This window comes from Ramlibacter paludis (genome assembly GCF_022012305.1).
GTDB lineage: Bacteria > Pseudomonadota > Gammaproteobacteria > Burkholderiales > Burkholderiaceae_C > Ramlibacter > Ramlibacter paludis.
Map to the genome: position 1 here is coordinate 450,029 of NZ_JAKLTM010000003.1, position 22,088 is coordinate 472,116.

General features: G+C 70.1%; 27 protein-coding genes. 15 read left to right on the top strand and 12 right to left on the bottom strand.

Annotation, left to right across the window (positions count from 1 at the left end):
* The first annotated feature begins 1 nt into the window (after nt 1).
* Nucleotides 2–1,654, top strand: a complete 1,653-nt coding sequence (locus LZ009_RS12605) for a methyl-accepting chemotaxis protein (RefSeq protein ID WP_275698279.1) — start codon at nt 2–4, stop codon at nt 1,652–1,654.
* A gap of 10 nt (nt 1,655–1,664) precedes the next feature.
* On the opposite strand, the gene LZ009_RS12610 is transcribed toward LZ009_RS12605, so the two are convergent.
* The 5 genes from LZ009_RS12610 to LZ009_RS12630 are packed head-to-tail and all read right to left on the bottom strand — an operon-like array spanning nt 1,665 to nt 5,060.
* Nucleotides 1,665–2,621 (bottom strand): aldo/keto reductase, encoded by a 957-nt coding sequence (locus LZ009_RS12610; protein WP_275698280.1) that lies wholly within the window; start codon nt 2,619–2,621, stop codon nt 1,665–1,667.
* 19 nt (nt 2,622–2,640) lie between these two features.
* Nucleotides 2,641–2,823: a hypothetical protein gene (locus LZ009_RS12615; protein WP_275698281.1), complete on the bottom strand. Its 183-nt coding sequence runs from the start codon at nt 2,821–2,823 to the stop codon at nt 2,641–2,643.
* Complete coding sequence (locus tag LZ009_RS12620) at nt 2,820–4,367, bottom strand: FAD-dependent monooxygenase (protein WP_275698282.1); 1,548 nt, start codon at nt 4,365–4,367, stop codon at nt 2,820–2,822. Before LZ009_RS12620 ends, LZ009_RS12615 begins: the two co-directional genes overlap by 4 nt.
* Nucleotides 4,368–4,405: 38 nt before the next feature.
* The gene (locus LZ009_RS12625) at nt 4,406–4,873 is read right to left on the bottom strand and encodes a CHRD domain-containing protein (RefSeq protein ID WP_275698283.1); all 468 of its coding nucleotides are present in this window, start codon (nt 4,871–4,873) and stop codon (nt 4,406–4,408) included.
* 1 nt (nt 4,874) lies between these two features.
* Nucleotides 4,875–5,060, bottom strand: coding sequence for a hypothetical protein (locus tag LZ009_RS12630; protein WP_275698284.1), 186 nt, complete (start codon nt 5,058–5,060; stop codon nt 4,875–4,877).
* A 218-nt stretch (nt 5,061–5,278) separates the two neighbouring features.
* Between LZ009_RS12630 and LZ009_RS12635 the strand changes: the two genes are divergently transcribed.
* Nucleotides 5,279–5,635: a hypothetical protein gene (locus LZ009_RS12635; protein ID WP_275698285.1), complete on the top strand. Its 357-nt coding sequence runs from the start codon at nt 5,279–5,281 to the stop codon at nt 5,633–5,635.
* A gap of 64 nt (nt 5,636–5,699) precedes the next feature.
* Entirely contained in the window at nt 5,700–6,248 is a 549-nt protein-coding gene (locus LZ009_RS12640) for a DUF924 family protein (RefSeq protein WP_275698286.1), read from the top strand.
* Here the strand turns inward: LZ009_RS12640 and LZ009_RS12645 are convergent.
* From LZ009_RS12645 to LZ009_RS12655, 3 genes are all read right to left on the bottom strand, one after another.
* Nucleotides 6,245–6,880 carry a nucleotidyl cyclase domain-containing protein gene (locus LZ009_RS12645; RefSeq protein WP_275698287.1) on the bottom strand — a complete coding sequence of 212 codons (636 nt, stop codon included), beginning with the start codon at nt 6,878–6,880 and terminating at the stop codon, nt 6,245–6,247. The genes LZ009_RS12640 and LZ009_RS12645 overlap by 4 nt on opposite strands.
* 93 nt (nt 6,881–6,973) lie before the next feature.
* Nucleotides 6,974–7,813 carry an exodeoxyribonuclease III gene (xth, locus tag LZ009_RS12650; protein ID WP_275698288.1) on the bottom strand — a complete coding sequence of 280 codons (840 nt, stop codon included), beginning with the start codon at nt 7,811–7,813 and terminating at the stop codon, nt 6,974–6,976.
* A gap of 30 nt (nt 7,814–7,843) precedes the next feature.
* The gene (locus LZ009_RS12655; RefSeq protein WP_275698289.1) at nt 7,844–8,062 is read right to left on the bottom strand and encodes a hypothetical protein; all 219 of its coding nucleotides are present in this window, start codon (nt 8,060–8,062) and stop codon (nt 7,844–7,846) included.
* A 60-nt stretch (nt 8,063–8,122) separates the two neighbouring features.
* On the opposite strand from LZ009_RS12655, the gene LZ009_RS12660 reads away from it, so the two are divergent.
* The 4 genes from LZ009_RS12660 (at nt 8,123) to LZ009_RS12675 (ending at nt 10,491) form a co-directional block, all read left to right on the top strand.
* Nucleotides 8,123–8,575, top strand: coding sequence for a hypothetical protein (locus LZ009_RS12660; RefSeq protein ID WP_275698290.1), 453 nt, complete (start codon nt 8,123–8,125; stop codon nt 8,573–8,575).
* Nucleotides 8,576–8,616: 41 nt separating this feature from the next.
* Complete coding sequence (locus LZ009_RS12665; RefSeq protein WP_275698291.1) at nt 8,617–8,787, top strand: hypothetical protein; 171 nt, start codon at nt 8,617–8,619, stop codon at nt 8,785–8,787.
* A 106-nt stretch (nt 8,788–8,893) separates the two neighbouring features.
* Nucleotides 8,894–9,817 (top strand): non-homologous end joining protein Ku, encoded by a 924-nt coding sequence (ku, locus tag LZ009_RS12670; RefSeq protein ID WP_275698292.1) that lies wholly within the window; start codon nt 8,894–8,896, stop codon nt 9,815–9,817.
* A 17-nt stretch (nt 9,818–9,834) separates the two neighbouring features.
* Nucleotides 9,835–10,491, top strand: coding sequence for a hypothetical protein (locus LZ009_RS12675; RefSeq protein ID WP_275698293.1), 657 nt, complete (start codon nt 9,835–9,837; stop codon nt 10,489–10,491).
* Here the strand turns inward: LZ009_RS12675 and LZ009_RS12680 are convergent.
* Both LZ009_RS12680 and LZ009_RS12685 read right to left on the bottom strand, forming a co-directional pair.
* Nucleotides 10,445–10,849, bottom strand: coding sequence for an SRPBCC family protein (locus tag LZ009_RS12680; RefSeq protein ID WP_275698294.1), 405 nt, complete (start codon nt 10,847–10,849; stop codon nt 10,445–10,447). The genes LZ009_RS12675 and LZ009_RS12680 overlap by 47 nt on opposite strands.
* Nucleotides 10,849–11,811 carry a LysR substrate-binding domain-containing protein gene (locus LZ009_RS12685; RefSeq protein ID WP_275698295.1) on the bottom strand — a complete coding sequence of 321 codons (963 nt, stop codon included), beginning with the start codon at nt 11,809–11,811 and terminating at the stop codon, nt 10,849–10,851. Before LZ009_RS12685 ends, LZ009_RS12680 begins: the two co-directional genes overlap by 1 nt.
* 73 nt (nt 11,812–11,884) lie before the next feature.
* Here LZ009_RS12685 and LZ009_RS12690 point away from each other — a divergent pair, with 73 nt between their 5' ends.
* Complete coding sequence (locus LZ009_RS12690) at nt 11,885–12,145, top strand: DUF2917 domain-containing protein (RefSeq protein WP_275698296.1); 261 nt, start codon at nt 11,885–11,887, stop codon at nt 12,143–12,145.
* 1 nt (nt 12,146) lies between these two features.
* On the opposite strand, the gene LZ009_RS12695 is transcribed toward LZ009_RS12690, so the two are convergent.
* Nucleotides 12,147–12,890 (bottom strand): aldolase, encoded by a 744-nt coding sequence (locus LZ009_RS12695; RefSeq protein ID WP_275698297.1) that lies wholly within the window; start codon nt 12,888–12,890, stop codon nt 12,147–12,149.
* 112 nt (nt 12,891–13,002) lie between these two features.
* Here LZ009_RS12695 and LZ009_RS12700 point away from each other — a divergent pair, with 112 nt between their 5' ends.
* The 6 genes from LZ009_RS12700 (at nt 13,003) to LZ009_RS12725 (ending at nt 18,998) form a co-directional block, all read left to right on the top strand.
* Entirely contained in the window at nt 13,003–13,194 is a 192-nt protein-coding gene (locus tag LZ009_RS12700) for a hypothetical protein (RefSeq protein WP_275698298.1), read from the top strand.
* A 151-nt stretch (nt 13,195–13,345) separates the two neighbouring features.
* Nucleotides 13,346–13,966: a biliverdin-producing heme oxygenase gene (locus LZ009_RS12705; protein WP_275698299.1), complete on the top strand. Its 621-nt coding sequence runs from the start codon at nt 13,346–13,348 to the stop codon at nt 13,964–13,966.
* Nucleotides 13,944–16,157: an ATP-binding protein gene (locus LZ009_RS12710; RefSeq protein WP_275698300.1), complete on the top strand. Its 2,214-nt coding sequence runs from the start codon at nt 13,944–13,946 to the stop codon at nt 16,155–16,157. Before LZ009_RS12705 ends, LZ009_RS12710 begins: the two co-directional genes overlap by 23 nt.
* Nucleotides 16,157–16,618, top strand: a complete 462-nt coding sequence (locus LZ009_RS12715) for a response regulator (RefSeq protein WP_275698301.1) — start codon at nt 16,157–16,159, stop codon at nt 16,616–16,618. Before LZ009_RS12710 ends, LZ009_RS12715 begins: the two co-directional genes overlap by 1 nt.
* Nucleotides 16,611–18,554, top strand: a complete 1,944-nt coding sequence (locus LZ009_RS12720; RefSeq protein ID WP_275698302.1) for a hybrid sensor histidine kinase/response regulator — start codon at nt 16,611–16,613, stop codon at nt 18,552–18,554. Before LZ009_RS12715 ends, LZ009_RS12720 begins: the two co-directional genes overlap by 8 nt.
* A 117-nt stretch (nt 18,555–18,671) precedes the next feature.
* Complete coding sequence (locus LZ009_RS12725; protein WP_275698303.1) at nt 18,672–18,998, top strand: hypothetical protein; 327 nt, start codon at nt 18,672–18,674, stop codon at nt 18,996–18,998.
* A gap of 89 nt (nt 18,999–19,087) precedes the next feature.
* On the opposite strand, the gene LZ009_RS12730 is transcribed toward LZ009_RS12725, so the two are convergent.
* Complete coding sequence (locus LZ009_RS12730) at nt 19,088–19,867, bottom strand: transglutaminase family protein (protein ID WP_275698304.1); 780 nt, start codon at nt 19,865–19,867, stop codon at nt 19,088–19,090.
* Nucleotides 19,868–20,122: 255 nt separating this feature from the next.
* Between LZ009_RS12730 and LZ009_RS12735 the strand changes: the two genes are divergently transcribed.
* Entirely contained in the window at nt 20,123–22,087 is a 1,965-nt protein-coding gene (locus LZ009_RS12735; RefSeq protein WP_275698305.1) for a response regulator, read from the top strand.
* The last annotated feature ends 1 nt before the right edge of the window (nt 22,088 follow it).

Below are 22,088 nucleotides of genomic sequence, written 5' to 3' on the forward strand. Positions count from 1 at the left end.
CATGCGGAATCTGAAGGTCGTCGTACGGCTGGGGCTGGCCTTCGGCGTGCTGCTGGCCATCTCCCTGGTGGCCATGGGCGTGGCCTTCCACGGCCTGCGCGCGGTCGAGGAGCACGCCAGCGTGCTGGCCCGCGACAACGTCGCCCTGCTCAATGCGGCCTCCGCGATGCGGGCGGCCCAGCTCACCGAAGCGGTGGCCATCCGCGACTTCGTCGGCCAGACCGACGTCGATCGCCAGCGGGCCGCCCACGAAGCCCTGAAGGCCTCCGAAAAGGCCTACCTGGACGCGGCCGCCGCGCTCGAGCGGCTGGGCGGCGGTGAGCAGGCCGACAGCCGCGTGCGCGCGCTGGTGGCCAAGCTGAAGGACGCGAACAAGCCGATCGCCGCCAAGCTGCACGACGCCATGGAGCTGTCCGACCAGGCCGAGTACGCGCCGGCGCAGGCCATCGTCTACAACGACCTGCGTCCGCTGCAGGCCGCGCTCGGGGCCGACCTGCAATCGCTGGTCGACCTCACCACCGGCCTGGCGCACGAGCGCGCCGAGGCGGGCCGCAAGCAGGCGACGCAGACCGAGTGGCGCTTCATGTTCGTCACCCTGTTCGGCATCGCCCTCGGCGTGGCCGCCACCTGGGTGATCACCCGCGGCATCGTCCGGCCCCTGCACTTCGCGGCGAAGACGGCCGAACGCGTGGCCGACGGCGACCTGCGGCTGACCGTCAAGAAGTCCTACCGGGACGAGACCGGGCGAGTGGTCGCGTCCCTGGGCAGCATGCAGGCACGCCTGAACGCGCTGGTGCGCGCCATCCGCGACAGCGCTTCGGCCGTGAGCGGGGCCTCCCAGCGCATCTCGGTCGGCAACACCGAACTGGCGGCACGCACCGAGGAACAGGCCGCTTCGCTGGAAGAAACCGCGGCCAGCGTCGAGGAGCTGACGGCCATCGTCAAGCAGAACAGCGACGGCGCCGGCAAGGCCAGCCAGCTGGCGCGCGAAGCGTCCACGCTGGCAACCGACAGCGGCCAGGCCGTGCAAGGCGTGGTGCAGACGATGGAAGGCATCCACCAGTCGTCGCGCAAGGTGTCGGACATCGTGGGCGTGATCGACGAGATCGCCTTCAAGACCAACCTGCTGGCCCTCAACGCCGCCGTGGAAGCAGCGCGCGCCGGCGAACATGGCCGCGGCTTCGCCGTGGTGGCGGCCGAAGTGCGCATGCTGGCGCAACGCAGCGGCGAGGCGTCGCGCGACATCAAGCAGCTGGTGTCCCAGGCCGTCGGCCAGGCCCAGCAAGGCAGCCAGGCCGCGGTGCGCGCGGGCGAATCGATGGCCAAGGTGGTGCGGGTCGCGCACGACGTCGCGCAGCTGGTGGCCGAAATCGCGCGCGCCAGCGGCGAGCAGCGCGCGGGCATCGAACAGGTCAACACCACCATCGGCCAGATGGATGCCGCCACGCAGAGCAACGCGGCGCTGGTGCAGGAAATCAACACGACGATCGAGTCGCTGCTGGCACAGGCCGGCGAACTCGTGGCCGCCACCAGCCGCTTCCGGCTGGACGAACACGAGGACAGGGCCGAAGACCGGGAAGATGAAGCCGGCGAGATCTCCGACCTGACACCGCTGGACGCGGTGACCTGGTCGCACGAAGCGGTCCGGGCCTGAGCGGCCCGGGCTAGGCTTCCCGGCTCGCGCGGTCCAGTTCCGCCAGGTCTTCCGGCGTCAGCGCAAGGCGCACCGCACGCACGAGTTCCTCGAGTTGCTGCAGCGAGGTCGCACTCGCGATCGGCGAAGTCACGGCCGGTTGCGCCAGCAGCCAGGCGATGGCGACCTGCCCCGGCTTGCAGGACTGGCGCTTCGCCACCGCATCGAGCGCAGCCAGGATGCGCAGCCCGCGCGGGTTGAGGTACTTCTGCACCGTGCCCTTGCCGCGCGCGCTCTTGCCCGCATCCTCGGGCGTGCGGTACTTGCCGGTGAGGAAGCCCGCGGCCAGCGCGTAGAAGTTGATGACCGCTATGGATTCCTTCTGGCACAAGGGCGCGAGTTCGGCCTCGAAGCCGGCGCGGTCGTTCAGGTTGTACAGCGGCTGCAGGCTTTCGTAGCGCGGCAGGCCCAGCCGCTTGCTGGTGTCCAGAGCCTGCGCGAGCCGCGGCGCGCTGTAGTTGGACGCGCCGATGGTCCGCACCTTGCCCTGCTCGATCAATTGCGCGAAGGCTTCCAGCGTGGCTTCCAGCGGCGTCGCTTCGTCGTCCTTGTGCGCCTGGTACAGGTCGATGCAGTCGACCTGCAGGCGCCGCAGCGAATCCTCCACGGCCTGCCGGATCCTTTGCGGCGCCAGGCCGATGCGGCCCTCGCCCATGTCCATGCCCACCTTGGTCGCGATCACGACCTGGCTGCGCCGGCCGCCGGCCTTGAGCCATTTGCCGATGATGGTTTCGGATTCGCCACCGGCATGGCCGGGCACCCAGCGGGAGTACACATCGGCGGTGTCGATGAAATTGAAGCCGGCATCGAGCCAGGCGTCGAGCAGCGAGAACGAAGTGCGCTCGTCGGCCGTCCAGCCGAAGACGTTGCCGCCGAAGCACAGCGGCGACACGCGCAGGGCCGACCGGCCCAGGGGACGCAGGTTCATGGGGACCTCCTGCGGCCGATTATGGAGTGCGCGCCTTGTCGCGCGCCTGCGCGATCAGCGGCAGCACGGTGTCGGCGTCGCCGGCGCGCGCGATGAGGGCCAGCGCCAGCATGGCGAGCATCAGTTCGCTGCGTTCCTCGCCCACGTCGGCCAGCGCATGCGCGAGCGCGGTGTAAGCGCGGTCGAGATCGGCTTCGTTCATGCGAGTCCCTTCTGCTGCAGGCAGGCGAGCAGCGGCGCCGGGTCGAGGCCACGCCAGCGTCCCAGCACGTAGCCGTCGGGACGCACCAGCACGAGGCCGGTGGCATGGGGTTCCGGGAGCCCGTAGCGTTCGCGCGCCTGGCCTTGCAGGTCGGTCACCACCGCGAGGCCTGGGCGTTCGATGGTGGGCGCAGCTTCACCGAAGACCAGGCAGGTGAAGTCGCGGCCGAACATTTCGCTCAGGTGGCGGACCGGCCGTCCTGCCAGCTGCGCCTCCGGGGCGGGCATTCCCGGCGCTGCGCCCTCGCCTCGCCACTCGCCCACGCTGGGACCGTTCAAGGCCGAGTCGCGGTACGCGACCGGCGCCGATTGGCGCGGATTGATCAGCGAGCGCACGGCAGCGTCGTCCAGCGCGAGGCGCAGCGTCGCTTCGCGCAGCAGGCGGAAGGCGAAGTCCGGCGGCGCCATGAACTCCGTGCTCTTCGCGCCGTAGGCGATGTTTTCGCGGGCGGCCTGGACGCGCTCCGTCGAATAGGTGTCCAGCAATCCGGGACCGGCGCGGCCTTGCAGCACGCGCGCGAGCTTCCACGCCAGGTTCGCGGCATCGTCCAGTCCGGAGTTGAGGCCGCGCACGCCGAAGATCGGCACCAGGTGCGCCGCATCGCCCGCGAACAGCACGCGGCCGTGCCGGTAGGCGGGCAAGGTCAGGCACTTGGCGTTGTACATCGACGCCCACAGCATCTTCCACGGCGCATGCTCGCCGATCATCGTGAGATGGCTTTGCACGCGCGGCAGGATGTTCCCGGGCTGCAGCGCCTCGGCGGCGTCCTCGTCGTCGCGCAACTGGTAGTCGATGCGCCAGACGTCGTCCGGCTGGCGGTGCATCAGCAGCGTCGAGCCGGGATTGGAAGGCGGATCGAACCATGCGAGCCGCTCGACCGGCCTTTGCGTGGCCTGCACGATGTCGACGATGACGTAGCGTCCCTCGTACTGCGTGCCTTCGAGCTGCAGCCCGAGCTGTTCGCGCACCGTGCTGCGGCCGCCGTCGCAGGCCACCACCCAATCGGCATGCACCCGCTGGCGCCCGCCCGCAGTCTCGACTTCGACCTCTACGCCCTCCTCCTTCGGCGCCACCGCACCGACGCGCGACGCCCACGCCACGCGCGCCGGACCGGTCGCCAGCGCTTCCGCGACGAACTGCTCGACGTAGAACTGCTGGATGTTGACCATGGGCGCGAAGCGCTCGGTCGGGTCGCTGGGCATGCGGAAGTACAGCACCTCGGCGCCACGGTAATAGCTGCGCCCACCGGTCCAGGGCAGTGCCTTGGCGGCGAGCGCCGCCCCCGCGCCGGCCCAGCCGAGGATCTCCTGCGAGCGGCGCGAAATGCAGATCGCGCGGCTGCCCGTGCAGTAGCCGTCGTCGGCTTCGACAACGAGGCTGTCGATGCCCTGGCGCGCCAGCAGCGCGGCCAGCGCCAGGCCCACCGGCCCGCCGCCGGCGATCAGCACCGGCACGTGCGCCGGCAGGCATTGCGATGGGGACACGCGCGCTCCGTTGGTTGCGCGCGGACTATAACCAGCCGTCAGTCCGGGCGCGAACGCAGCTGCCCGCGGATCTCGCCATCGGGATGGGCCGCGGTATGGATGTTGACGTACCACTGGCCCGATTCGAGCTGCGTCGCCTGCTCCGGCGTGATCCGCAGCTGGCCGTTGATGGTGGCCGGACGCACGTCCAGCGGCACGATCGCGGGCGCGTTCTGTCCCGGTCCCGCCGGCCCGTGGATGTGCGCGGCGGTGGCCTTGCCGCTCAAGCCGTTGGCCGTCACGCGCCAGTGCAGCATGTTGCTGCGGGGGTGGTAGTCGACCTCCGCGCTGCCCGTGGCCGCGCTCGCCACCGGCGGCACTTCCTGCGCGCCGGCCAGCGTGGCCTGGTAGTGCTGGATCTGCTCCACGACGGGCGCATCGCGCTGCATGGGCGCGCAGCCCGACATGGCGGCCAGGAGGGAAAGCGTCAGCGCCGCGCCGGTGGCGCGCCAGGAAGCCAGCGCCATGTCAGCGCTCCTGGGTGGACGGCGTCGCGGGCCCTTGGGGCGGCTGCCTGGCGTCCGCGGCGCCGGCCTCCGGCTCCTGCGGCACGGCGTGCTCGCCCAGTGTCTTGTTGCCGCAGCCATCGGCGTTGCCGTGGTCTTCGTTGCCGCCGCGCGCGGGGCCCGGGCCGATGCTGGTGTTGGTGCTCATGCCGGCAATGTAGGCCGTGCCGCACGCCTCGCCTGCAAGCTGGCCCAGCGGCTGCGTGTAGGAAAGGCACTACGCCCGCTGAGCCAGAGAAGGCCCTGCCCCAGCGCAAGCCGGTTCCTACAAACTGCGGGCTCGCGTCCCACAGTCGTGCGCGCCCCGCGTCCCTACAGTGGTCGGGAGGCCCGCATCCGGGCCCCGACCACCGCAAAGGAATGACCATGGCACAGGGACAAGACAACCAGCAGAACCAGCAAGGCATGCAGAAGCAGCAGGACCAGAAGGGCCAGCAGGACCAGCAGAACCGCCAGGGCGGCCAGCAGGGCAGCGGCAACACCGGCAGCTCGCAGGACTCGCAGGGCGGCTCCGGTCGCCAGCAGGACCAGCAAAATCAGCAGAACCAGCAGAGTGGCAGCCAGCAGGACCAGCAGCGCCAGCAGGAGCAGCAACGCCAGCAGGACCAGCAGCGCCAGCAGCAGGGTGGCAGCCAACAGGGCGGCAGCAGCGGTACCAGTGGTACCAGCGGCTCCAGTGGCTCGAGTGACAGCAGCAGCGGCGGCAGCAACCAGAAGCGTTGAGCTTCTCCAGCAAGCACGAGCGGGGCCCGGCCCCGCTTTTTCATGCCCTCGCCACAATGGCGGCATGACGCAGCAACTTGCCTCCAGCGCGGACGTGGTCGGCTTCTGGCGCGGCGCCGGGCCGCAGAAGTGGTTCCGCAAGGACCCCGCGTTCGACCACGAATTCCGCGAACGCTTCCTGGCCACGCACGAAGCGGCCGCCGCCGGGCAGCTGCGCGAATGGGCGCAGTCCGCCGAAGGCGCGCTGGCCCTCGTGCTCCTGCTCGATCAATTCCCGCGCAACGCGTTTCGCGACACGCCGCGCATGTATGCCACCGATGCGCAGGCTCGCGCAGCCGCGGATGCAGCCATAGGCGCGGGCCTCGACCGGCAGGTGGACGCCCCGCTGCGCCCCTTCTTCTACATGCCCCTGATGCATTCGGAAGACGTGCGCGACCTCGATCGTTGCGTGGCCTGCATGGAGCCCATCGGCGGCGAGTCGCTGCGCTTCGCGCGGCACCACCGCGACATCGTCACCCGTTTCAATCGCTTCCCGCATCGCAACGCGGTGCTGGGCCGCGCGAGCACGGCAGATGAAGAGCGCTTCCTCGCCGAAGGCGGTTTCGGCGGTTAGTGCCTGGCGGCGGTGGCCGGCTTGGCTGCCGGTTCAGCGACGTGTTCGGTGAGGCCCGACAGGGTGATCTCCGAATCCTGGAACTCGGAAGCCGGGCCCGTGGCCTTGGCCAGCAGCGTCGCGCCGGGCGCGTGCGCCTCGGGCGAGATCACGATGCCGCCGGCGTTCGCACCCGCGGCGACCTGCGCTGCCCGCTCGGGCTGCGCGCCCAGCGGCGTGCACCAGAGCCGGCCCTGGGCGCGGATGAAGGCCAGCACGCAAGGACCGCTCACGATGCCGATGCGCAGGTCCAGGCCCGCGGCGGCGCGCTGCAGGCTCATGGCCATGCGCACGGCGGCGCCGGGTTCCTCGAAGGTCACCAGGGCGGTCGCGGCGACGTACGGATCGAGCCGCCCGCGATGGCGCGCGGCGAGCTGTTGCAGCTGCAAGCAGAAGTGTTCCCAGGCCTCGCCGGTGGCACCGGGCTGCAGTTCGGCGTCGACGTGCACCAGCGTCAGCTGGCGCTGCTCGAAGACGATGCCGCTGCGGCCTTCGCCAAGGAAGAGGTTCTTCCAGACGGAAGGCGCCAGTTGATGGAGGACCTTGTCGGACAGGGCTTCCAGCAGCAGCGGCTCGTCGATGATCTCTTCCATGCGGTGGCTCCATGTATCGCGCGTAACCGAATGAAACCACGCCTGGCGGGCCTTCACGGTAAGGGAATGCGCCCCAGGAGCTAGGTAATTCGCTTAAGTGGAGCCTGCGGGACGGGTCTTCTTCCTGGGAGCCGCCTTCTTCTTCGCCGGCGCCCGGCCGAGGTCGAGCTCGATCCAGGTCGGCGCATGGTCGCTCGCCTTCTCCCGGCCCCGGACCCAGGTGTCGACGCCCGCCTTCCTCAGGGAAGGCGCCAGGGTGCGGTTCAACAGCAGGTGGTCGATCCGCAGCCCGGAATTGCGCTGCCAGTGTTGCCGGAAGTAGTCCCAGAACGTGAAGATCGCCTCGTCGGGATGCAGCTCGCGGACGGAGTCGGTCCAGCCCTGGTCCAGCAGCCGCTGGTAGCACGCGCGGCTTTCCGGCTGCAAGAGCGCGTCCTTCAGCCAGGAGCGCGGGTTGTAGATGTCGAAGTCGGTCGGCACCACGTTGTAGTCGCCGGCCAGCACCACCGGATGCTCGCTGTCCACGAGGGTCTTCGCGTGCGCGATGAGGCGCTCGAACCAGCGCAGCTTGTAGTCGAACTTGGGGCCCGGCTGCGGATTGCCGTTGGGCAGGTAGAGGCAGCCGACCAGCACGCCGTCGACGGCGGCTTCGAGGTAGCGGCTGTGGTCGTCGCCCGGGTCGCCGGGGAGCTCGCGCCGGATTTCGATCGGCGGCTGCTCGCCCCGCGCCAGGATCGCCACCCCGTTCCAGGAGCGCTGGCCCTTCCACAGCGGCTGGTAGCCGGCGGCGCGGATCGCGTCGGCCGGAAAGCCCTCGTCCAGCGCCTTGAGTTCCTGCAGGCAGGCGACGTCCGGCTGCGCGCGCTCCAGCCATTCCAGCAGGTGCGGCAGCCGGGACTTGATGCCGTTGACGTTGAAGGTCGCGATCTTCACGCGAGGCGGCCGTCGTTCGGGTGGTCCGTTCTATTTCCCGGTCTTGCGGCGACTATAGGCCTCGGCGCCGCCGCTGCCGCCGCCATCGGCAAAGTCGTGCGGGTCGAGCTTGCCCTTGCGCGGCTTCAGCGGCGCTTCGATCAGCGTGCTGGACGAGTTCTCGCCGGCGTCGGGCCTCGCCGGAACCGACGAGGTGGGCCGCTCGCCGCGCACGGCACGGCTGGAACTTGTGGACGATCGCGAGGTCATGCACAGAAGGTAAGCCAGGCCGCCGCGGCCTTGCTGTCGGACAAGGACGCGAACGCCGCCATGAGAACCCTTCCCTTGCTGGTGCTGGCCCTGGGCCCCGCGCTGCTACACGCCCAGGACGGCGACCCGCTGAAGTCGGCCGCCTGCGGCGATGCCCTGGCCGCACTGCAGGCGGCGCGCGGCGGGGACGATGCCGCAACGCAGCCCCTGCGTGCCAGCGCGGCGCGGACCTGCCTGGGCGGAAGCGGAACGCCGGGCCGTCCGGCCCGCGTGCTGCAGGCGCCCATCGCCATTCCCGCGCCCGTGATCACGCCGCCGAGCGTGGCCTTGCCGATGGCGCCGCCGACTCCCATCCCGCCGCCGGTGGCGATCCAGCGCCCGCCCACGCCGACCCACTGCGACATCGGCGGCTGCTGGGCTGACGACGGCACCCACCTGCGCCAGGTGGGGCCCAATCTGGCGGGCCCGAACGGCCTGTGCAGCCAGGCCGGCGGAGTGGTGTATTGTCCGTAGTCCGAAACAAACCATCCGATTCGAAGGAACCAGAGGAAATCATGGGTAACAAGATCGTCACCGAAGCTGATCGCAAGCGCACCCCGGCCCCCAAGCTTGCAGAAGGCCTGGGCGTCCGCAAGGACGGACGCGGCCAGAAGGTCAGCCTCGAGCGCGGCACCGCCACCCGCAGCAAGAAGAACCCGGGCAAGCGTCCGCACAAGGGCGGCTGATCGGCAGAAGCCGCGGTGCCCTGCACCGCGAGCCTGCACAGTCCTACAGCGGGTGCGGCCCCGCTTCCCTAGGGTGGAAGGCCTGACCAAGGACCTTCTGCCTGCCATGCCCGCTCCCACCAGTTCCCGCACCCTCTGGAAGGGCGCCATCAGCTTCGGGCTGGTGCACATTCCCGTGTCGCTGCATTCCGCGACCGCCGAGAACCGGATGAAGTTCAACCTGCTGGACAAGCAGAGCATGACCCCCGTCGGCAACCAGCAGGTGAACAAGGCCACCGGCGAAGCCATGGCGCGCGAGGAAGTCGTCAAGGGCTTCGAGGTCGAGAAGGACCAGTACGTCGTGCTCACCCCCGAGGAAATCAAGGCGGCCCTGCCCAAGTCCACGCAGACCATCGCCATCGAGTCTTTCGTCGACGCCAACCAGATCCCCACCGTCTTCTTTCATCGGCCCTACTACGTGAGCCCCGCCGGCAAGGGCGGCCAGAAGCCCTTCGCGCTGCTGCGCGAGACCCTGGAGCGCACCGGCAAGGTCGGCATCGCCCGCGTCGTGATCTCCACCAAGCAGCACCTCGCGGCCGTGTTCCCGCGCGGCAACGGCCTGGTGCTGAACCTGCTGCGCTGGGAGGACGAGGTGCGCGACACCGCCGGCCTGGCCTGGCCCGACGAGGACACCAAGGTCAGCGCCGCCGAACTGAAGATGGCCGAACAGCTGGTCGAGGCCATGGCCGGCGACTGGCAACCCGACCTGTTCCACGACGAGTTCCGCGAGAAGCTGATGGAGCTGGTGGAACAGAAATCGCGCGAAGGCGGCAAGCGCCACGTGGCGCCGCTGCCCGGCGAGGACGTGGCCGCGGGCGCGGAGATCATCGACCTGACCGAGCTGCTCAAACGCAGCCTGAAGGGCAATGCGCCGGCCCGCAAGGCGGCCGCCAACGACGAGGCCGCCCCGGTGAAGAAAGCCGCGGCGCGCAAGTCGGCCACCACCGCGCGCGCCACGACCAAGGCGAGCCCACGCCGCAAGAGCGCCTGATTCCGGAGAGAGCCAGCATGAAGTTGAAAGCCGCAGGAACCATCCTGCTCATTGTGGGCACGGCCTTGCTGGGCGCCTGCCGCGACGCCAAGCCGCCCGCCGCGAGCGAACGCAGCCCCACTTCCGTCCTGGGCAACGCCGGCCCTTCGCCCTCGCAGGCGGATGGCATCGCGCAACCGCCTGGCGTCCCGGCCGGGACGCAGGCAAAGATCGCCCGCACCGGCGCCGACACGGCGCTGGCCGCCTGGGTGCAGGATGGGCGCGTCGTCGCCGCGAGCTATGCCAAGGCCACCGGCTGGACGGCCGCGCAACCGCTGGAAGAAATCTACGGCGAGGACAGCGACCCGCAGCTCGCGAGCGATTCGCAGGGCACGGCGATGGCCATCTGGCGCCACACCGTCGGCAGCATCGAAAGCCTGCGCTACAGCCGCTTCGACTCCAGCGGCTGGAGCGTGCCCGACGTGATGCCCGGCGCCCTGCCGCAGCCGCGCACGGCCAAGAACGCCGCGCCGCGCCTGCAGATGGACGCGCAAGGCCAGGCCGTGGCCGAGTGGACCAGCGGCTTCGACGCCAGCCGGACCCAGAGCACGCGCTACGTGCCGGGCCAGGGCTGGACGCACGCGTCGTCTAGCGCGCTGGCGTCAGCCGCGCCTGCATCGCCTTCGCCCCGGTAGCCATCATCTGGCCGATCGCCGGCGCCATGGCGTCCGGCAGCAGGTCCGTGGTCCAGACGAAGCGGCAGCGCCGCGGCCCCAGCGGAATCACTTGCGCCGACGCGTTGTGATGCGTGGTTCGGCCGCCGGTGGCGCTGTACACGATGCGCATCGCCGCGTCGTCCAGCGTCACCAGCCGCTCGCGCACCTGCATGCCGTTGGCGAAGGTGATGAGGCGCACCGCCCCCTCCTCCTCCAGCGTGCAGGCGGTGACGAAGCCGGTCGCGAGCTTGTCATGCAAGGCGCCGAAATCGCGCAAGGCGGCCCAGACTTCCTCGGCCGCGGCGGGAACCTCGAATTCGTGCTGGATGGTCGCCATCAAGTTCTCCTTGTCGCCTGTTCCGCCTCGGCCAGCAGCCAGCCGGCAAAAGCATGGGCGTCGGGGTTGTGGGCCGCATGCGCGGCCAAAGTGACGAAGTAGCCGCGGCGCGAAGCCGCGGGACTGCGGAAGGGCGCGACCAGCTTCTTCTGCCGGACCAGGTCGGCCAGCAGCGGCAGGCGGCCGATGACGATGCCATGCCCCGCCACCGCGGCGGCCACCGCTTCGCTGTATTGCGTGAACCGCATCGTGTGCGCCATGTGCACCTCGCGCACGCCCATCAGCTGCAGCCACGGCTCCCAGTCCGCCATGGGCTCGTCCTTCATCTCCACCGTCAGCAGGGTGTGCTGCGCCAGGTCGGCCGGTGCGCGCAAGGGCCGCCCCGGGTCGCGCAGCAGCAGCGGCGAGCACATGGGCTGCACCTGCTCCTCGAACAGCACGGGCCCGCTGCCCTGGGCGACCGGCACGAAACGCACCGCGAGGTCGATGCTGCTGCGGTCCAGGTCGACGAGGTCCAGGGTCGCGGAGATGCGGACGTCGACTTCCGGATGCGCGGCGGTGAAGCGCGCGAGGCGCGGGATCAGCCAGAAGGACGCGAAGCCGGGCGTGCAGGTGACGGCGACGTGATGGCCGACGGCGGTGCTGGCCCGCACGCGCGCGGCGGCGTCGCGCAGGCGCTCCAGGCTGTCCTGCACCGCCCGCTGCATGATGCGGCCGGCTTCGGTCAAAGCCAGCGCGCGATGCCGGCGCTCGAACAGCGGCACGCCGACGCTCTCTTCCAGCTGCTGGATCTGGCGGCTGATCGCCGACTGCGAGAGGAACAGTTCGGCCCCGGCGCGCGTGAAGCTCAGGTGGCGCGCCGCTGCCTCGAAGCTGTGCAACAAGTCGAGCCGCAGCTGCCGCGAGCGCGTGAGGTCCGCCGCCGGCTCGCTTTTCGCATTCCTGTCTTGCATGCGAATCATGCGGATTCACCGTTTCACCATTGGGAGTCCGGCCAGTATATTGATTCGCATGACGCATGCAAGGAGAGAGAACGTGGAAGCCTTCCAGCTCGCCGCCCGCCGCCTGTTCGACATTCCCGACGCCGCCTCGGTGCACATACGCTGCACCTCGGGCAGCCTGTGGATCACGCTGGACCACGATGCCCGCGACATCGTGCTGGAGGCCGGGGAAAGTTTCAGCACGCCGGAGCACAAGCGTGCCCTGCTCTACGCGCTGGAGCCTGCCAGCTTCGCCCTGAGCTGCGTGCCCCACGGCGCGATGGCGCACGGCATGCAGCGCGCGCTCGCGGCCTGAATCAGCGCAGCTGCCGCCGCAGGCTGCGGAAGAACAGCTCCGACTGCAGCCGCTCGCCCAGCGTCTGCGCCGCGACGCGGGCCGCCAGTTCCGGCGCGACCGGCTGCAAGGGCCGGCCGGTCGAGAGTGCCAGCACCTGGGCCTGGCAGGCGCGCTCCAGGTAGTAAAGGTCGTCGAAGGCGTGGTCCACGCGCTCGCCGCAGACGATCACGCCGTGGTTGCCGAGGAAGACCACGTCCGCGCCCTGCATCGCGCGGGCGATGCGTTCGCCCTCGCCCATGTCCAGCGCCAGGCCGTTGTAGTCGGCATCCACCGCGACGCGCCCGTGGAAACGCATCGCGTTCTGCGACAGCGTGGTGTCCAGCGCGCGCAGGTCGGTCAGCGTCAGGGCCGTCGCATGAGGCATGTGCGTGTGCATGACGCAGGCCTTGCCCGCGATGCGGTGCACCGCGGCGTGGATGAACATCGCCGTCGGTTCGACCGGATGGCTGCCGGCCAGCACGCGGCCGCTCGCGTCGACCAGCACGATGTCGTGCGCCTGCACCTCGCTCCAGTGCAGGCCGCGCGGATTGAGCAGGAACCAGTCGGCGCGTTGCGGCACCGCGACGCTGAAATGGTTGCAGACTCCCTCGCCCAGCCCATGGTGCGCGGCCGCGCGCAGGGCCAGGGCGAGGTCGGCGCGCAGGCTGGCCAGCGCCGGGGTGCGGAACAGGGCCTGGGCTTGGATGTCGTGGTCGGCGTGCATGGCGGCTCCCGGAAATCTGGGTGGATGAGGCATTGTCCTACTCCGCACACGCTGGCGCGCTGACAGTCGAGCCAGGCGCGGCGCTCACACTGGGTCGGCATCAAGGAGTGCTGTGCCCAAACGAAACCAGCGCGGCGGCCCCAAGCCGTCGCCCAAGCAGGAAGCCAAGCCGGTCTCGCCGCCGCTGGATCGCCATAGCGGCGAGGGTGCGGCGAGCGCGCTGGAAACCCTGCAGACGCTGGAGAACCGGCGCCGGCTGCCGTTGCGCCCGGTCGATCCGCACGCGGAAGACCCCAAGGCCTGAGCAGCGCGACCCGCGCTCCACGTCGGCATGCCAACCTGGTTAGCATTCGATGTGCGTACCTCAGCGCGACCATCGGCGTTGTCCTACACACGGGCAGGCTGAACGATGACAGGATGCCGGCAGTCCGAATTTCCCGCCCCCTGGCCAACCTTTGAAGTCCCCCACCGCAGCCACCGAGCGCCCGGCCCTTTCCGATGACACCGCCCTGCTGGCGCTCCGGCAGGCCACGCGCGAGCGGCATGCGCGCATCGACACCCTGATGGACCTGCGCCGCATGGGCGACCGGGCCCGCTACGGCCGCATCCTGCAAGCCTTCCATGCCTTCCTCGCGCCCTGGGAGCAGAGCGTGGCCAACGCGCTGCCGGCGCATCGCCATGCCTGGCTGCACGGCCGCTCGCGCCGGCACTTCCTGCAGGAGGACCTGGCCGCGCTCGCCCTGCCTCCGCTGGCCGCCAAGCCGGCCGTGCCGCGCCTGCAAGGCAATGCGGCGGCCTGGGGCTCTCTTTACGTGATCGAGGGCTCGGCGCTGGGCGGCCAGGTGATCAGCCGCGCCCTGGCCGGCGCGGGCCTGGCCCCGGGCATGGGCAGTTCCTATTTCCACGGCTGGGGCGACGACACGCCCGGCATGTGGCGCGACTTCCGCAGCGAGCTGCGCTCCGAGCTGGCCGCACCGGCCTGCGTGGAGACTGCGTGCGCCGCCGCCTGCGCCACCTTCGACGCGCTGACCGCGCACCTGGAACAGACCCTCGATGAGCGCGTTACCTTTGCCTGACCTGGCGCAATGCGCCAGCGAACCGATCCGCGTGCCGGGCGCCATCCAGCCCCACGGCCGGATGGTCGTGCTCTCCGCGGGCGATGGCGCCCTGCTCGCATTCAGCGCCAACTGGGCCGGCGCGGACGAAGCCAGGGAAGCGGCCGCCGCCCTGCCGATCGACGCCAACGTCCTGGTCGATGGTGCCGGCCCCAGCTGGGTCGGCAGCCTGCAATGGCAAAGCCGCGCCTGGGACGTGACGGCGCATCGCCAGGGCGCGCAGCTGGTCGTGGAATACGAGCCGAGTACGGCCGCCGCCGGCATGCAGGCGCCAATCTACCAGGTCGCGCGCGAGCTGCTGCCGCAGCTGCAGCAGGCCGTCTCGGTGGACCAGCTGTGCCAGCGCGTGGCGCGCGACATGAAGCGCCTCACCGGCTTCGGCCGCTGCCTGGTCTATCGCTTCGATGCCGACGGCCACGGCGAGGTGCTGGCCGAACGCATCGACGAGGGGTATGCCTCCTACGCCGGCCACCGTTTTCCCGCCAGCGACGTCCCGGCCCAGGCGCGCGAGCTTTACCGCGTCAACCACATCCGGCTGATCCCCGACGCGAACTACGAGCCCGTGCCGCTCGTTGCGGCTCCCGGCGCGTCCGATCCCGCTGCGCTGGACCTGAGCTTCGCCGCGCTGCGCAGCGTGTCGCCGGTGCACCTGGAATACATGCGCAACATGGGGACCTTCGCCTCCATGTCGGTGTCCATCGTCGTGCGCGGACAGCTCTGGGGCCTGGTCTCCTGCCACAACCACGAAGCGCTCCACCTGCCTTTCCAGACGCGCGTGGCCTGCGAACACCTCGGCCGGCTGCTGTCGCTGCAGGTGCAGGCGCAGGAGGACAACGCCGAAGTGGCGCAACGCCTGGCGCTGCACCAGCGCGTGCTGACGCTGGTGGCGATGATGGCCGAGACCGACGGCACGCTGCAGCGGCTGGTCGCGCCCGAACTGGGCCTGCCGGAACTGGCCGATGCCACCGGCGCCGCCGTGGTGCTGAACGACAGCTGCTGGACCATCGGCCGCGTGCCGCAGCAGGAGCAGATCCGCAAGCTCGCGCACTGGATCGCCGGCCGCGGGGAGCAGTCCTTCTGCACCGACCGCCTGTCCGAGGTCTACCCCGAGGGCGAGGAGCTGCTGCCCGGCTGCGCCGGCGTGCTGGCGCTGTCTATCTCGCAGGTCCACCGCCACGTCGTGCTCTGGTTCCGGCCCGAGCTGGTGCAGACCATCCAGTGGGCCGGCGACCCGCGCAAGACCCTGCCTTCGGCCGGCCGCATCCACCCGCGCCTGAGTTTCGACAGCTGGCAGGAGCGCGTGCGGGGCCGCTCGGCGCCCTGGCTGGGCGCGCAGCAGGCGGCCGTGGTCGAACTGCGCCAGGCGCTAATCGCGCTGGTGCTGCGGCGGGCCGAGGAAATGGCCGGCCACGCCATCGAGCTGGGCCGCGTCAACAAGGAGCTGGAAGCCTTCAGCTACACCGTGTCGCACGACCTGCGCGCGCCCATGCGCCACATCGCGGGCTACGTCGACCTGGTGATGGAGGACAACGCGGACCGCCTCGACGACCGCGCGCGCCGCTACCTGCGCCACGTGAAGGAAGCCGCCGCCTATGCCGGCCAGCTGGTCGACGCCCTGCTCGATTTCTCGCGCATGGGCCGCTCGGCCATCAAGCCCTCGCTGGTCGACACCACCGCCCTGGTGGAGGACCTGGTGGAGGAGCTGCGGCAGCAGGAACGCAACCGCCGCATCGAGTGGGACATCGCCGGGCCCCTGCCGCGCCTGTGGGCCGACCCGCTCCTGCTGCAGGTGGCGCTGCGCAACCTGCTCGGCAACGCGGTCAAGTACAGCCGCGGCCGCGACCCGGCGCGCATCCGCATCGAACCGTCGGCGGCGCCCCAGGCCGCCGGCCTGGAGATCACCGACAACGGGGTCGGTTTTCCCATGAAGTACGTCGCCAAGCTGTTCGGCGTGTTCCAGCGGCTGCACCGCAGCGAGGACTTCGACGGTACCGGCATCGGCCTGGCCAACGTCAAGCGGATCATCGAACGCCACGGCGGCTCGGTGTGGGCGCGCGGCGAGCCCGACCGCGGCGCCAGTTTCGGCTTCGTGCTTCCCTTCCGTCCCGAAGACAACAACAACGGCAAGAAAACCCTTGAGGAGTCCGTCTGATGCTCAAGCCCATCCTCCTGGTCGAAGACGACCCCCGCGACCTCGAGCTCACGCTGGTGGCCCTGGAACGCAGCCAGCTGGCCAACGAAGTCATCATCGTGCGAGACGGCGAAGCCGCGCTCGACTACCTGGGGCGCAGCGGCGAATACGCCAACCGCGCCGAAGGCAACCCGGCGGTGGTGCTGCTGGACCTGAAGCTGCCCAAGGTGAACGGCCTGGAAGTGCTGCAGACGGTGCGCTCCACCGAGGGGCTGCGCAGCATCCCGGTGGTGATGCTGACCTCCTCGCACGAGGAGACCGACGTGCTGCGCAGCTACCAGCTGGGCGTGAACGCCTACGTGGTGAAGCCGGTCGAATTCAAGCAGTTCGTGGAAGCCATCGCCGACCTCGGCATCTTCTGGGCGGTGCTGAACGAGCCGCCCCCGGGATCGCTGCGCAGCGCGAGGCGCCGGCATGACTGAGGCGGGCGAGGCCGACGGCCGGCTGCTGCGGGCGCTGTTGATTGAGGACTCGCGCCTCGACGAGGAGCTCCTGCGCGTGCAGCTGGAGAAGGCCTACCCCAACGCGCAGCTGCAGGTGCTGCGCAACGAAGCCGACTTCGTCACCGCCCTGCATGCGGGCGGCTGGGACGTGGTGCTGTCCGACTACGAGCTCGCCGGCTTCACCGGCTCCGACCTGCTGGAGCACCGCAACCGCATCGCGCCCGACACGCCCTTCGTCTTCGTCTCCGGCGTGATCGGCGAGGACAACGCGGTGGAGCTGCTCAAGCGCGGCGCCACCGACTACGTGAGCAAGTCGCGCCTGGCGCGGCTGGCCCCCGTGCTGCGCCGCGCGCTGCGCGAAGTGGACGACCGGCGCGCGCGCGACCTCGCCGAGCGCCAGCTGCGCCATGCCGACATGACCTTTGCCCGCGTGGTCGACGGCCTGCACGACTACGCCGTGCTGCTGCTCGATGGCGAGGGCCGCATCGAATTCTGGAACCGCGCCGCCGAAACGGTGTTCGGCTACGCGTCCGAGGAAGTGGTGGGCCGTTCGGCCGCCATCCTGTTCCCGCCCGAGTCGCAGCCGGACGAGGCGCTGGTGCGCGAGATGCGGGTGGCCCGCGAAAAGGGCAAGGCCAGCGACAACTGCTGGCTGATCGCCAAGGATGGACGCCGGCTCTGGGCCGAGGGCGTGCTGACGGTGCTCGAGGCGGACGACGGGCTGCCGGGCTACTGCAAGCTGGTGCACGACGCGACGGAAGGCTACATGGCCGCCGAAGCGCTCCGCGCCGCCAAGGAAGAAGCCGATCGCGCCAATCGGGCCAAGGACCGCTTCCTGGCGGTCCTCTCGCACGAACTGCGCACGCCGCTGGCGCCGATCACCACCGCGGTCCACTTGCTGGAGAAGGCGGTGCAGGTGGACCCGCGGCATCGCGACCTGCTGCCCATGATCCGCCGCAACGTCGCGCTCGAAGCGCGCCTGATCGACGACCTGCTGGACCTCACCGCCATCAGCTCGGGCAAGGTGAGCCTGCAGCGCGCGCGTGTCGACATGCACCAGCTGGCCCGCGCCGTGGTGGCCATGGTGGCCGACGCGCTGCAGGACAAGCGCATCCAGCTGGCGCTCGACCTCGACGCCACCGATCCCTGGGTCGATGCCGACCAGGCCCGCATGCAGCAGGTGCTGTGGAACATCATCCGCAACGCCATCAAGTTCACGCCGCAAGGCGGCCGCATCGCGCTGCGCACCGCCAACCGCGACGGCCTGTTCACGCTGGAGTGCAGCGACTCCGGCATCGGCATCGCGCCCGACGCGCTGCCCCGCATCTTCCGGCCCTTCGAGCAGGCCGACGCCGAGGTGTCGCGCAGCTACGGCGGCCTGGGCCTGGGCCTGGCGATCGCCTACGGGCTGATGGCGCAGCACGGCGGCGAGATCACCGCCCTGAGCGCCGGCCGCGGCAGCGGCGCCACCTTCCGCATCGCGATGCCCAGCGCGGAGGCCACCCTCGCCCCGCCGGAAGTCGCGGCGCCCGAAACGCCGGGCGCCAGCGACCGCAAGCGGGTGCTGCTGGTGGAAGACAACGAGGACGCCGCCGTGGCGCTGGCCATGTGCCTCGAGGAGTACGGCTACGTGGTCGAACACGTGGCGACCTGCGCGGATGCGCTGCGCGTTGCGCGCGCGCGCACCTTCGACGCCGTGCTGACCGACCTCGGCCTGCCCGACGGCAGCGGCATCGACATCGGCCGTGCGCTGTCGAAGGACCTGCCCGTGCTGGCCCTGTCGGGCTACGGCGCCGAGCAGGACCTGCGCCGCTCGGCCGAAGCCGGGTTTTCGGCCCACCTGGTGAAGCCGGCCGACCCGGCGGCAGTGCACGCCAAGCTCACCGAAGTGCTGGGCCAGGCGGTCGCCTCGTAAGGGCCCGCAAGCACAACGGTAGGCATCCTTCGGACGGCCGATGCCGTCCCTCTCTTACAGCCGTGCTTTGCGGCGCCTCCCACAATTCGCAGCACCAAACCAAAGGGAGTCCCTGTCATGCGTAAAACCTCTATCGTCCTCGCCTGCATCGCCGCCACCGCGTCCCTCGCCCTCGTGGGCTGCGACGTGCGCAAGACGCAGGAAGGCAACGTCGAAGTGCCGAAGTACGAAGTGTCGAAGACCAAGGAAGGCGACGTCACGCTGCCGAAGTACGACGTGACCGCGCCGAAGGTCGACGTGTCCACGACGGAAAAGGAAGTGAAGGTTCCGGAAGTGAAGGTCGAGAGCAAGGAAGCCACCATCACGGTGCCCAAGATCGACGTCACGCCGGCCAGCGAAGTCGCCGCCCAGAAGGACGGCTCCAAGGTCGCCCAGAAGAAGTAAGAAGCGCCTCAGCCTTGTCAGGAGGGCCGGCTTTGCCGGCCCTTTCTCATGGCGCCGCCGGCACGGGGGGCTTGCCAGCGCAACCCACCCTACGCTTCGCGCACGGTCACGTCCATCTGCGTGATTTCCAGCGGGCCGTAATTCGACAGGAAGGCGACGTCGGCGATGTCGCGGCCATGCGCGACCACGATGCGGCCGCCCTTGGGCTGCTGCTGCGTGGCGTCGAAGGCGTACCAGTGGCCGCCGAGGAAGACCTCGTACCAGGCGTGCATGTCCATCGGGTCCAGCTCGTGCAGGTAACCCACGACCACGCGCGCCGGCAAGGTGAGGCTGCGGCACAGCGCGACGCCCACGTGCGCGAAGTCGCGGCAGACGCCCGCGGCGTGCTGCAGCGTGTCGAGCGCGCAGGTGCTCTCCTCGCTCACGCCGTAGCGGTATTCGATGTTGTCGCGGATCCATTCCTGGATGCGCTCGGCCTGCGGATAGCCCGGCGCGCAGCCCTGCACGATGTCGCGCGCACGCTCTTCCATCTTGTCGCTCGGGCAGTAGCGGCTTTGCAGCAGGTAGACCAGGGTTTCATCGGGCAGCTGCGCGGGCGGGACCTGCGGCGCCTTGCGGTCCACCGCGATCTGCTCGGCCACCTCGACTTCGCTTTCCACGGTGACGACGCTGTTGCCGGCGGGCAGCGTGAAGCGCTGCACCAGGTTGCCGAAGCCGTCGACGTATTCGGTGGCCGGCACCCAGGGCGCGATCTCGTAGCGCTCCGCCACTATCCACTGGTCTGCATTGCTGCGCGGTCGCAGCATCGCGGCCAGCGGGCAGTCCTCTTCGCAATGCAGTTCGATCCGGTTGCGGGCTCTGAGGCGCATGGTTGGAAAGTGAGAGGCCAAAAAATGCCCGGCACGCGGCCGGGCTCAAAGATTCCAAGGCATGGCGGCTGCTCGCCGCCGGAGCAACTATGCATTGCAGCGCGTGGCGCAGCCGTAGGACCACTGCCTGCGGCCCGCGCGAACGCGTCCCACAAGCGCGCCGGACAAGGCGCCAACTCCGCCGGCACCGGCCCATGCGCTTGCAAAGCGACTTAGACTCCGGCTGCCCGGACGCTGTCCGAACCAATCGTTACCGTGCCCTTCCAATCCATCGCTACCCACGTGCTGCTGGTCGACGACCAGGCGGCCAACCTGTTGGCCCTGGAAGCCGCGCTGGGGCCGCTGGGCGTGGACATGGTGCGGGCGCAATCGGGCCTCGAAGCGCTGGCCGCGCTGGAGAAACAGGACTTCGCCGCGATCCTGCTGGACGTGCGCATGCCGGGCATGGACGGCTTCGAGGTGGCGCGCGAGATCCGCAAGCGGCCGCGCACGCGCTTCACGCCCATCCTGTTCGTGACGGCGGGCGACGACCCCGAAGAAGCGAAGATGTCCGCCTACGAACTCGGCGCGGTCGACTTCCTCTCGAAGCCGCTGCGCGCCGAAGTGCTGATGGCCAAGGTGTCGGTGTTCGTCGAGCTCTATCGCAGCAAGGAAGAACTGCGCGCGCGCGAGCGCCGCGACTACGAGCAGCGGTTGGAGGCCAAGGAAGAACGCTACCGCACCCTGTTCGAATCGATCGACGAAGGCTTCTGCGTGATCCGGCTGCTGCGTGAAGCCGACGGCACGGTGCGCGACTACTCGTTCGAGGAAGCCAACGAGGCCTTCAGCATGCACACCGGCCTGCGCGATGCCGTGGGCCGCACCATCAACGAGCTGGCGCCGGGCATCGAAACCCGCTGGTTCGAGCTCTACGACCGCGTCGCCCGCACCGGCGAAGCGACCCGCTTCGTCGAGGAGTCGAAGGCCATGCACCGCTGGTTCGACGTCTATGCCAACCGCCTCGGCGGTCCGGGCAGCGACCTCGTGGCGGTGCTCTTCTCCGACATCACCGAGCGCCTGGTCGCCGAGCAGGACCTGCGCCGCCTGGCCGACCAGCTCGCCGAAGCCAACAAGCGCAAGACCGAATTCCTCGCCACCCTCGCGCACGAGTTGCGCAACCCGCTCGCGCCCCTGTCCAACGGCCTGCACCTGATGCGGCTGGCCGGCAACAAGCCGGAGATGCTGGAGAAGACGCGCCAGATGATGGAGCGCCAGGTGCAGCACATGGTTCACCTCGTCGACGACCTGCTGGACGTCGCCCGCATCAGCACCGGCAAGGTCGAATTGCGGCGCCGGCCCATGGACCTGAAGGACGTGGTGGCCACCGCGGTGGAAACGAGCCATTCGCTGATCGAGTCGTCCCGCCACGGCTTCCAGGTGGAGACGCCGGCCGAGCCGCTGCCCATGAACGCGGACCCGACGCGCATCGCGCAGGTGGTGAGCAACCTGTTGAACAACGCCGCCAAGTACACGCCGCCGGGTGGCCGCATCGCGCTGCGCGTCACGCGCGAGGGCGACGAGGCCGTGCTGAGCGTGACCGACACCGGCGTGGGCATAGGCCCCGAGGCGCTGGGCAAGGTGTTCGAGATGTTCGCGCAGGTCTCCACCGCCGAAGGGCGGCCGCAAGGCGGGCTGGGCATCGGCCTGTCGCTGGTGCAGAGCCTGGTCGCACTGCATGGCGGGAGCGTCACCGCCACCAGCCCGGGCCGGGGCCAGGGAAGCACCTTCACGGTGCGGCTGCCGCTGGTCAAGGAGGTGCAGCCGGGCGCCACCAGCGCGCCGGCGTCGGATTCCCGCAAGGCCGGCCAGCTGCGCGTGCTGGTGGTCGACGACAACACCGACGCCGCCGAGAGCCTGGGCGTGCTGCTGGAAATGGAAGGCCATGCGGCCCACATCACCCACACCGGCCGCGATGCGCTGGCTGCCGCGCCCGACTTCGCGCCCGACGTGGTGTTCCTCGACATCGGCCTGCCCGACCTGAGCGGCTACGACGTCGCGCGCCAGCTGCGCAACATGCCGGCCGGCGAGAACGCGCTGCTGGTCGCGCTCACGGGCTGGGGCACGCAGGAAGACCGCAAGCGCACCAGCGACGCGGGCTTCGACCGCCACCTGACCAAGCCCGCGGAGCTCGCCGCCGTCGAGGAACTGCTGCGCTCGGCGGCGCTCGCCAAGCACGGCTAGC

Coding starts and splice junctions, on each gene's coding strand:
- LZ009_RS12605 (WP_275698279.1), top strand. CDS start 2: ATGCGGAATCTGAAGGTCGTCGTACGGCTGGGGCTGGCCTTCGGCGTG.
- LZ009_RS12610 (WP_275698280.1), bottom strand. CDS start 2,621: ATGAACCTGCGTCCCCTGGGCCGGTCGGCCCTGCGCGTGTCGCCGCTG.
- LZ009_RS12615 (WP_275698281.1), bottom strand. CDS start 2,823: ATGAACGAAGCCGATCTCGACCGCGCTTACACCGCGCTCGCGCATGCG.
- LZ009_RS12625 (WP_275698283.1), bottom strand. CDS start 4,873: ATGGCGCTGGCTTCCTGGCGCGCCACCGGCGCGGCGCTGACGCTTTCC.
- LZ009_RS12630 (WP_275698284.1), bottom strand. CDS start 5,060: ATGAGCACCAACACCAGCATCGGCCCGGGCCCCGCGCGCGGCGGCAAC.
- LZ009_RS12635 (WP_275698285.1), top strand. CDS start 5,279: ATGGCACAGGGACAAGACAACCAGCAGAACCAGCAAGGCATGCAGAAG.
- LZ009_RS12640 (WP_275698286.1), top strand. CDS start 5,700: ATGACGCAGCAACTTGCCTCCAGCGCGGACGTGGTCGGCTTCTGGCGC.
- LZ009_RS12645 (WP_275698287.1), bottom strand. CDS start 6,880: ATGGAAGAGATCATCGACGAGCCGCTGCTGCTGGAAGCCCTGTCCGAC.
- LZ009_RS12655 (WP_275698289.1), bottom strand. CDS start 8,062: ATGACCTCGCGATCGTCCACAAGTTCCAGCCGTGCCGTGCGCGGCGAG.
- LZ009_RS12660 (WP_275698290.1), top strand. CDS start 8,123: ATGAGAACCCTTCCCTTGCTGGTGCTGGCCCTGGGCCCCGCGCTGCTA.
- LZ009_RS12665 (WP_275698291.1), top strand. CDS start 8,617: ATGGGTAACAAGATCGTCACCGAAGCTGATCGCAAGCGCACCCCGGCC.
- ku (WP_275698292.1), top strand. CDS start 8,894: ATGCCCGCTCCCACCAGTTCCCGCACCCTCTGGAAGGGCGCCATCAGC.
- LZ009_RS12675 (WP_275698293.1), top strand. CDS start 9,835: ATGAAGTTGAAAGCCGCAGGAACCATCCTGCTCATTGTGGGCACGGCC.
- LZ009_RS12680 (WP_275698294.1), bottom strand. CDS start 10,849: ATGGCGACCATCCAGCACGAATTCGAGGTTCCCGCCGCGGCCGAGGAA.
- LZ009_RS12685 (WP_275698295.1), bottom strand. CDS start 11,811: ATGATTCGCATGCAAGACAGGAATGCGAAAAGCGAGCCGGCGGCGGAC.
- LZ009_RS12695 (WP_275698297.1), bottom strand. CDS start 12,890: ATGCACGCCGACCACGACATCCAAGCCCAGGCCCTGTTCCGCACCCCG.
- LZ009_RS12710 (WP_275698300.1), top strand. CDS start 13,944: ATGAGCGCGTTACCTTTGCCTGACCTGGCGCAATGCGCCAGCGAACCG.
- LZ009_RS12715 (WP_275698301.1), top strand. CDS start 16,157: ATGCTCAAGCCCATCCTCCTGGTCGAAGACGACCCCCGCGACCTCGAG.
- LZ009_RS12720 (WP_275698302.1), top strand. CDS start 16,611: ATGACTGAGGCGGGCGAGGCCGACGGCCGGCTGCTGCGGGCGCTGTTG.
- LZ009_RS12725 (WP_275698303.1), top strand. CDS start 18,672: ATGCGTAAAACCTCTATCGTCCTCGCCTGCATCGCCGCCACCGCGTCC.
- LZ009_RS12730 (WP_275698304.1), bottom strand. CDS start 19,867: ATGCGCCTCAGAGCCCGCAACCGGATCGAACTGCATTGCGAAGAGGAC.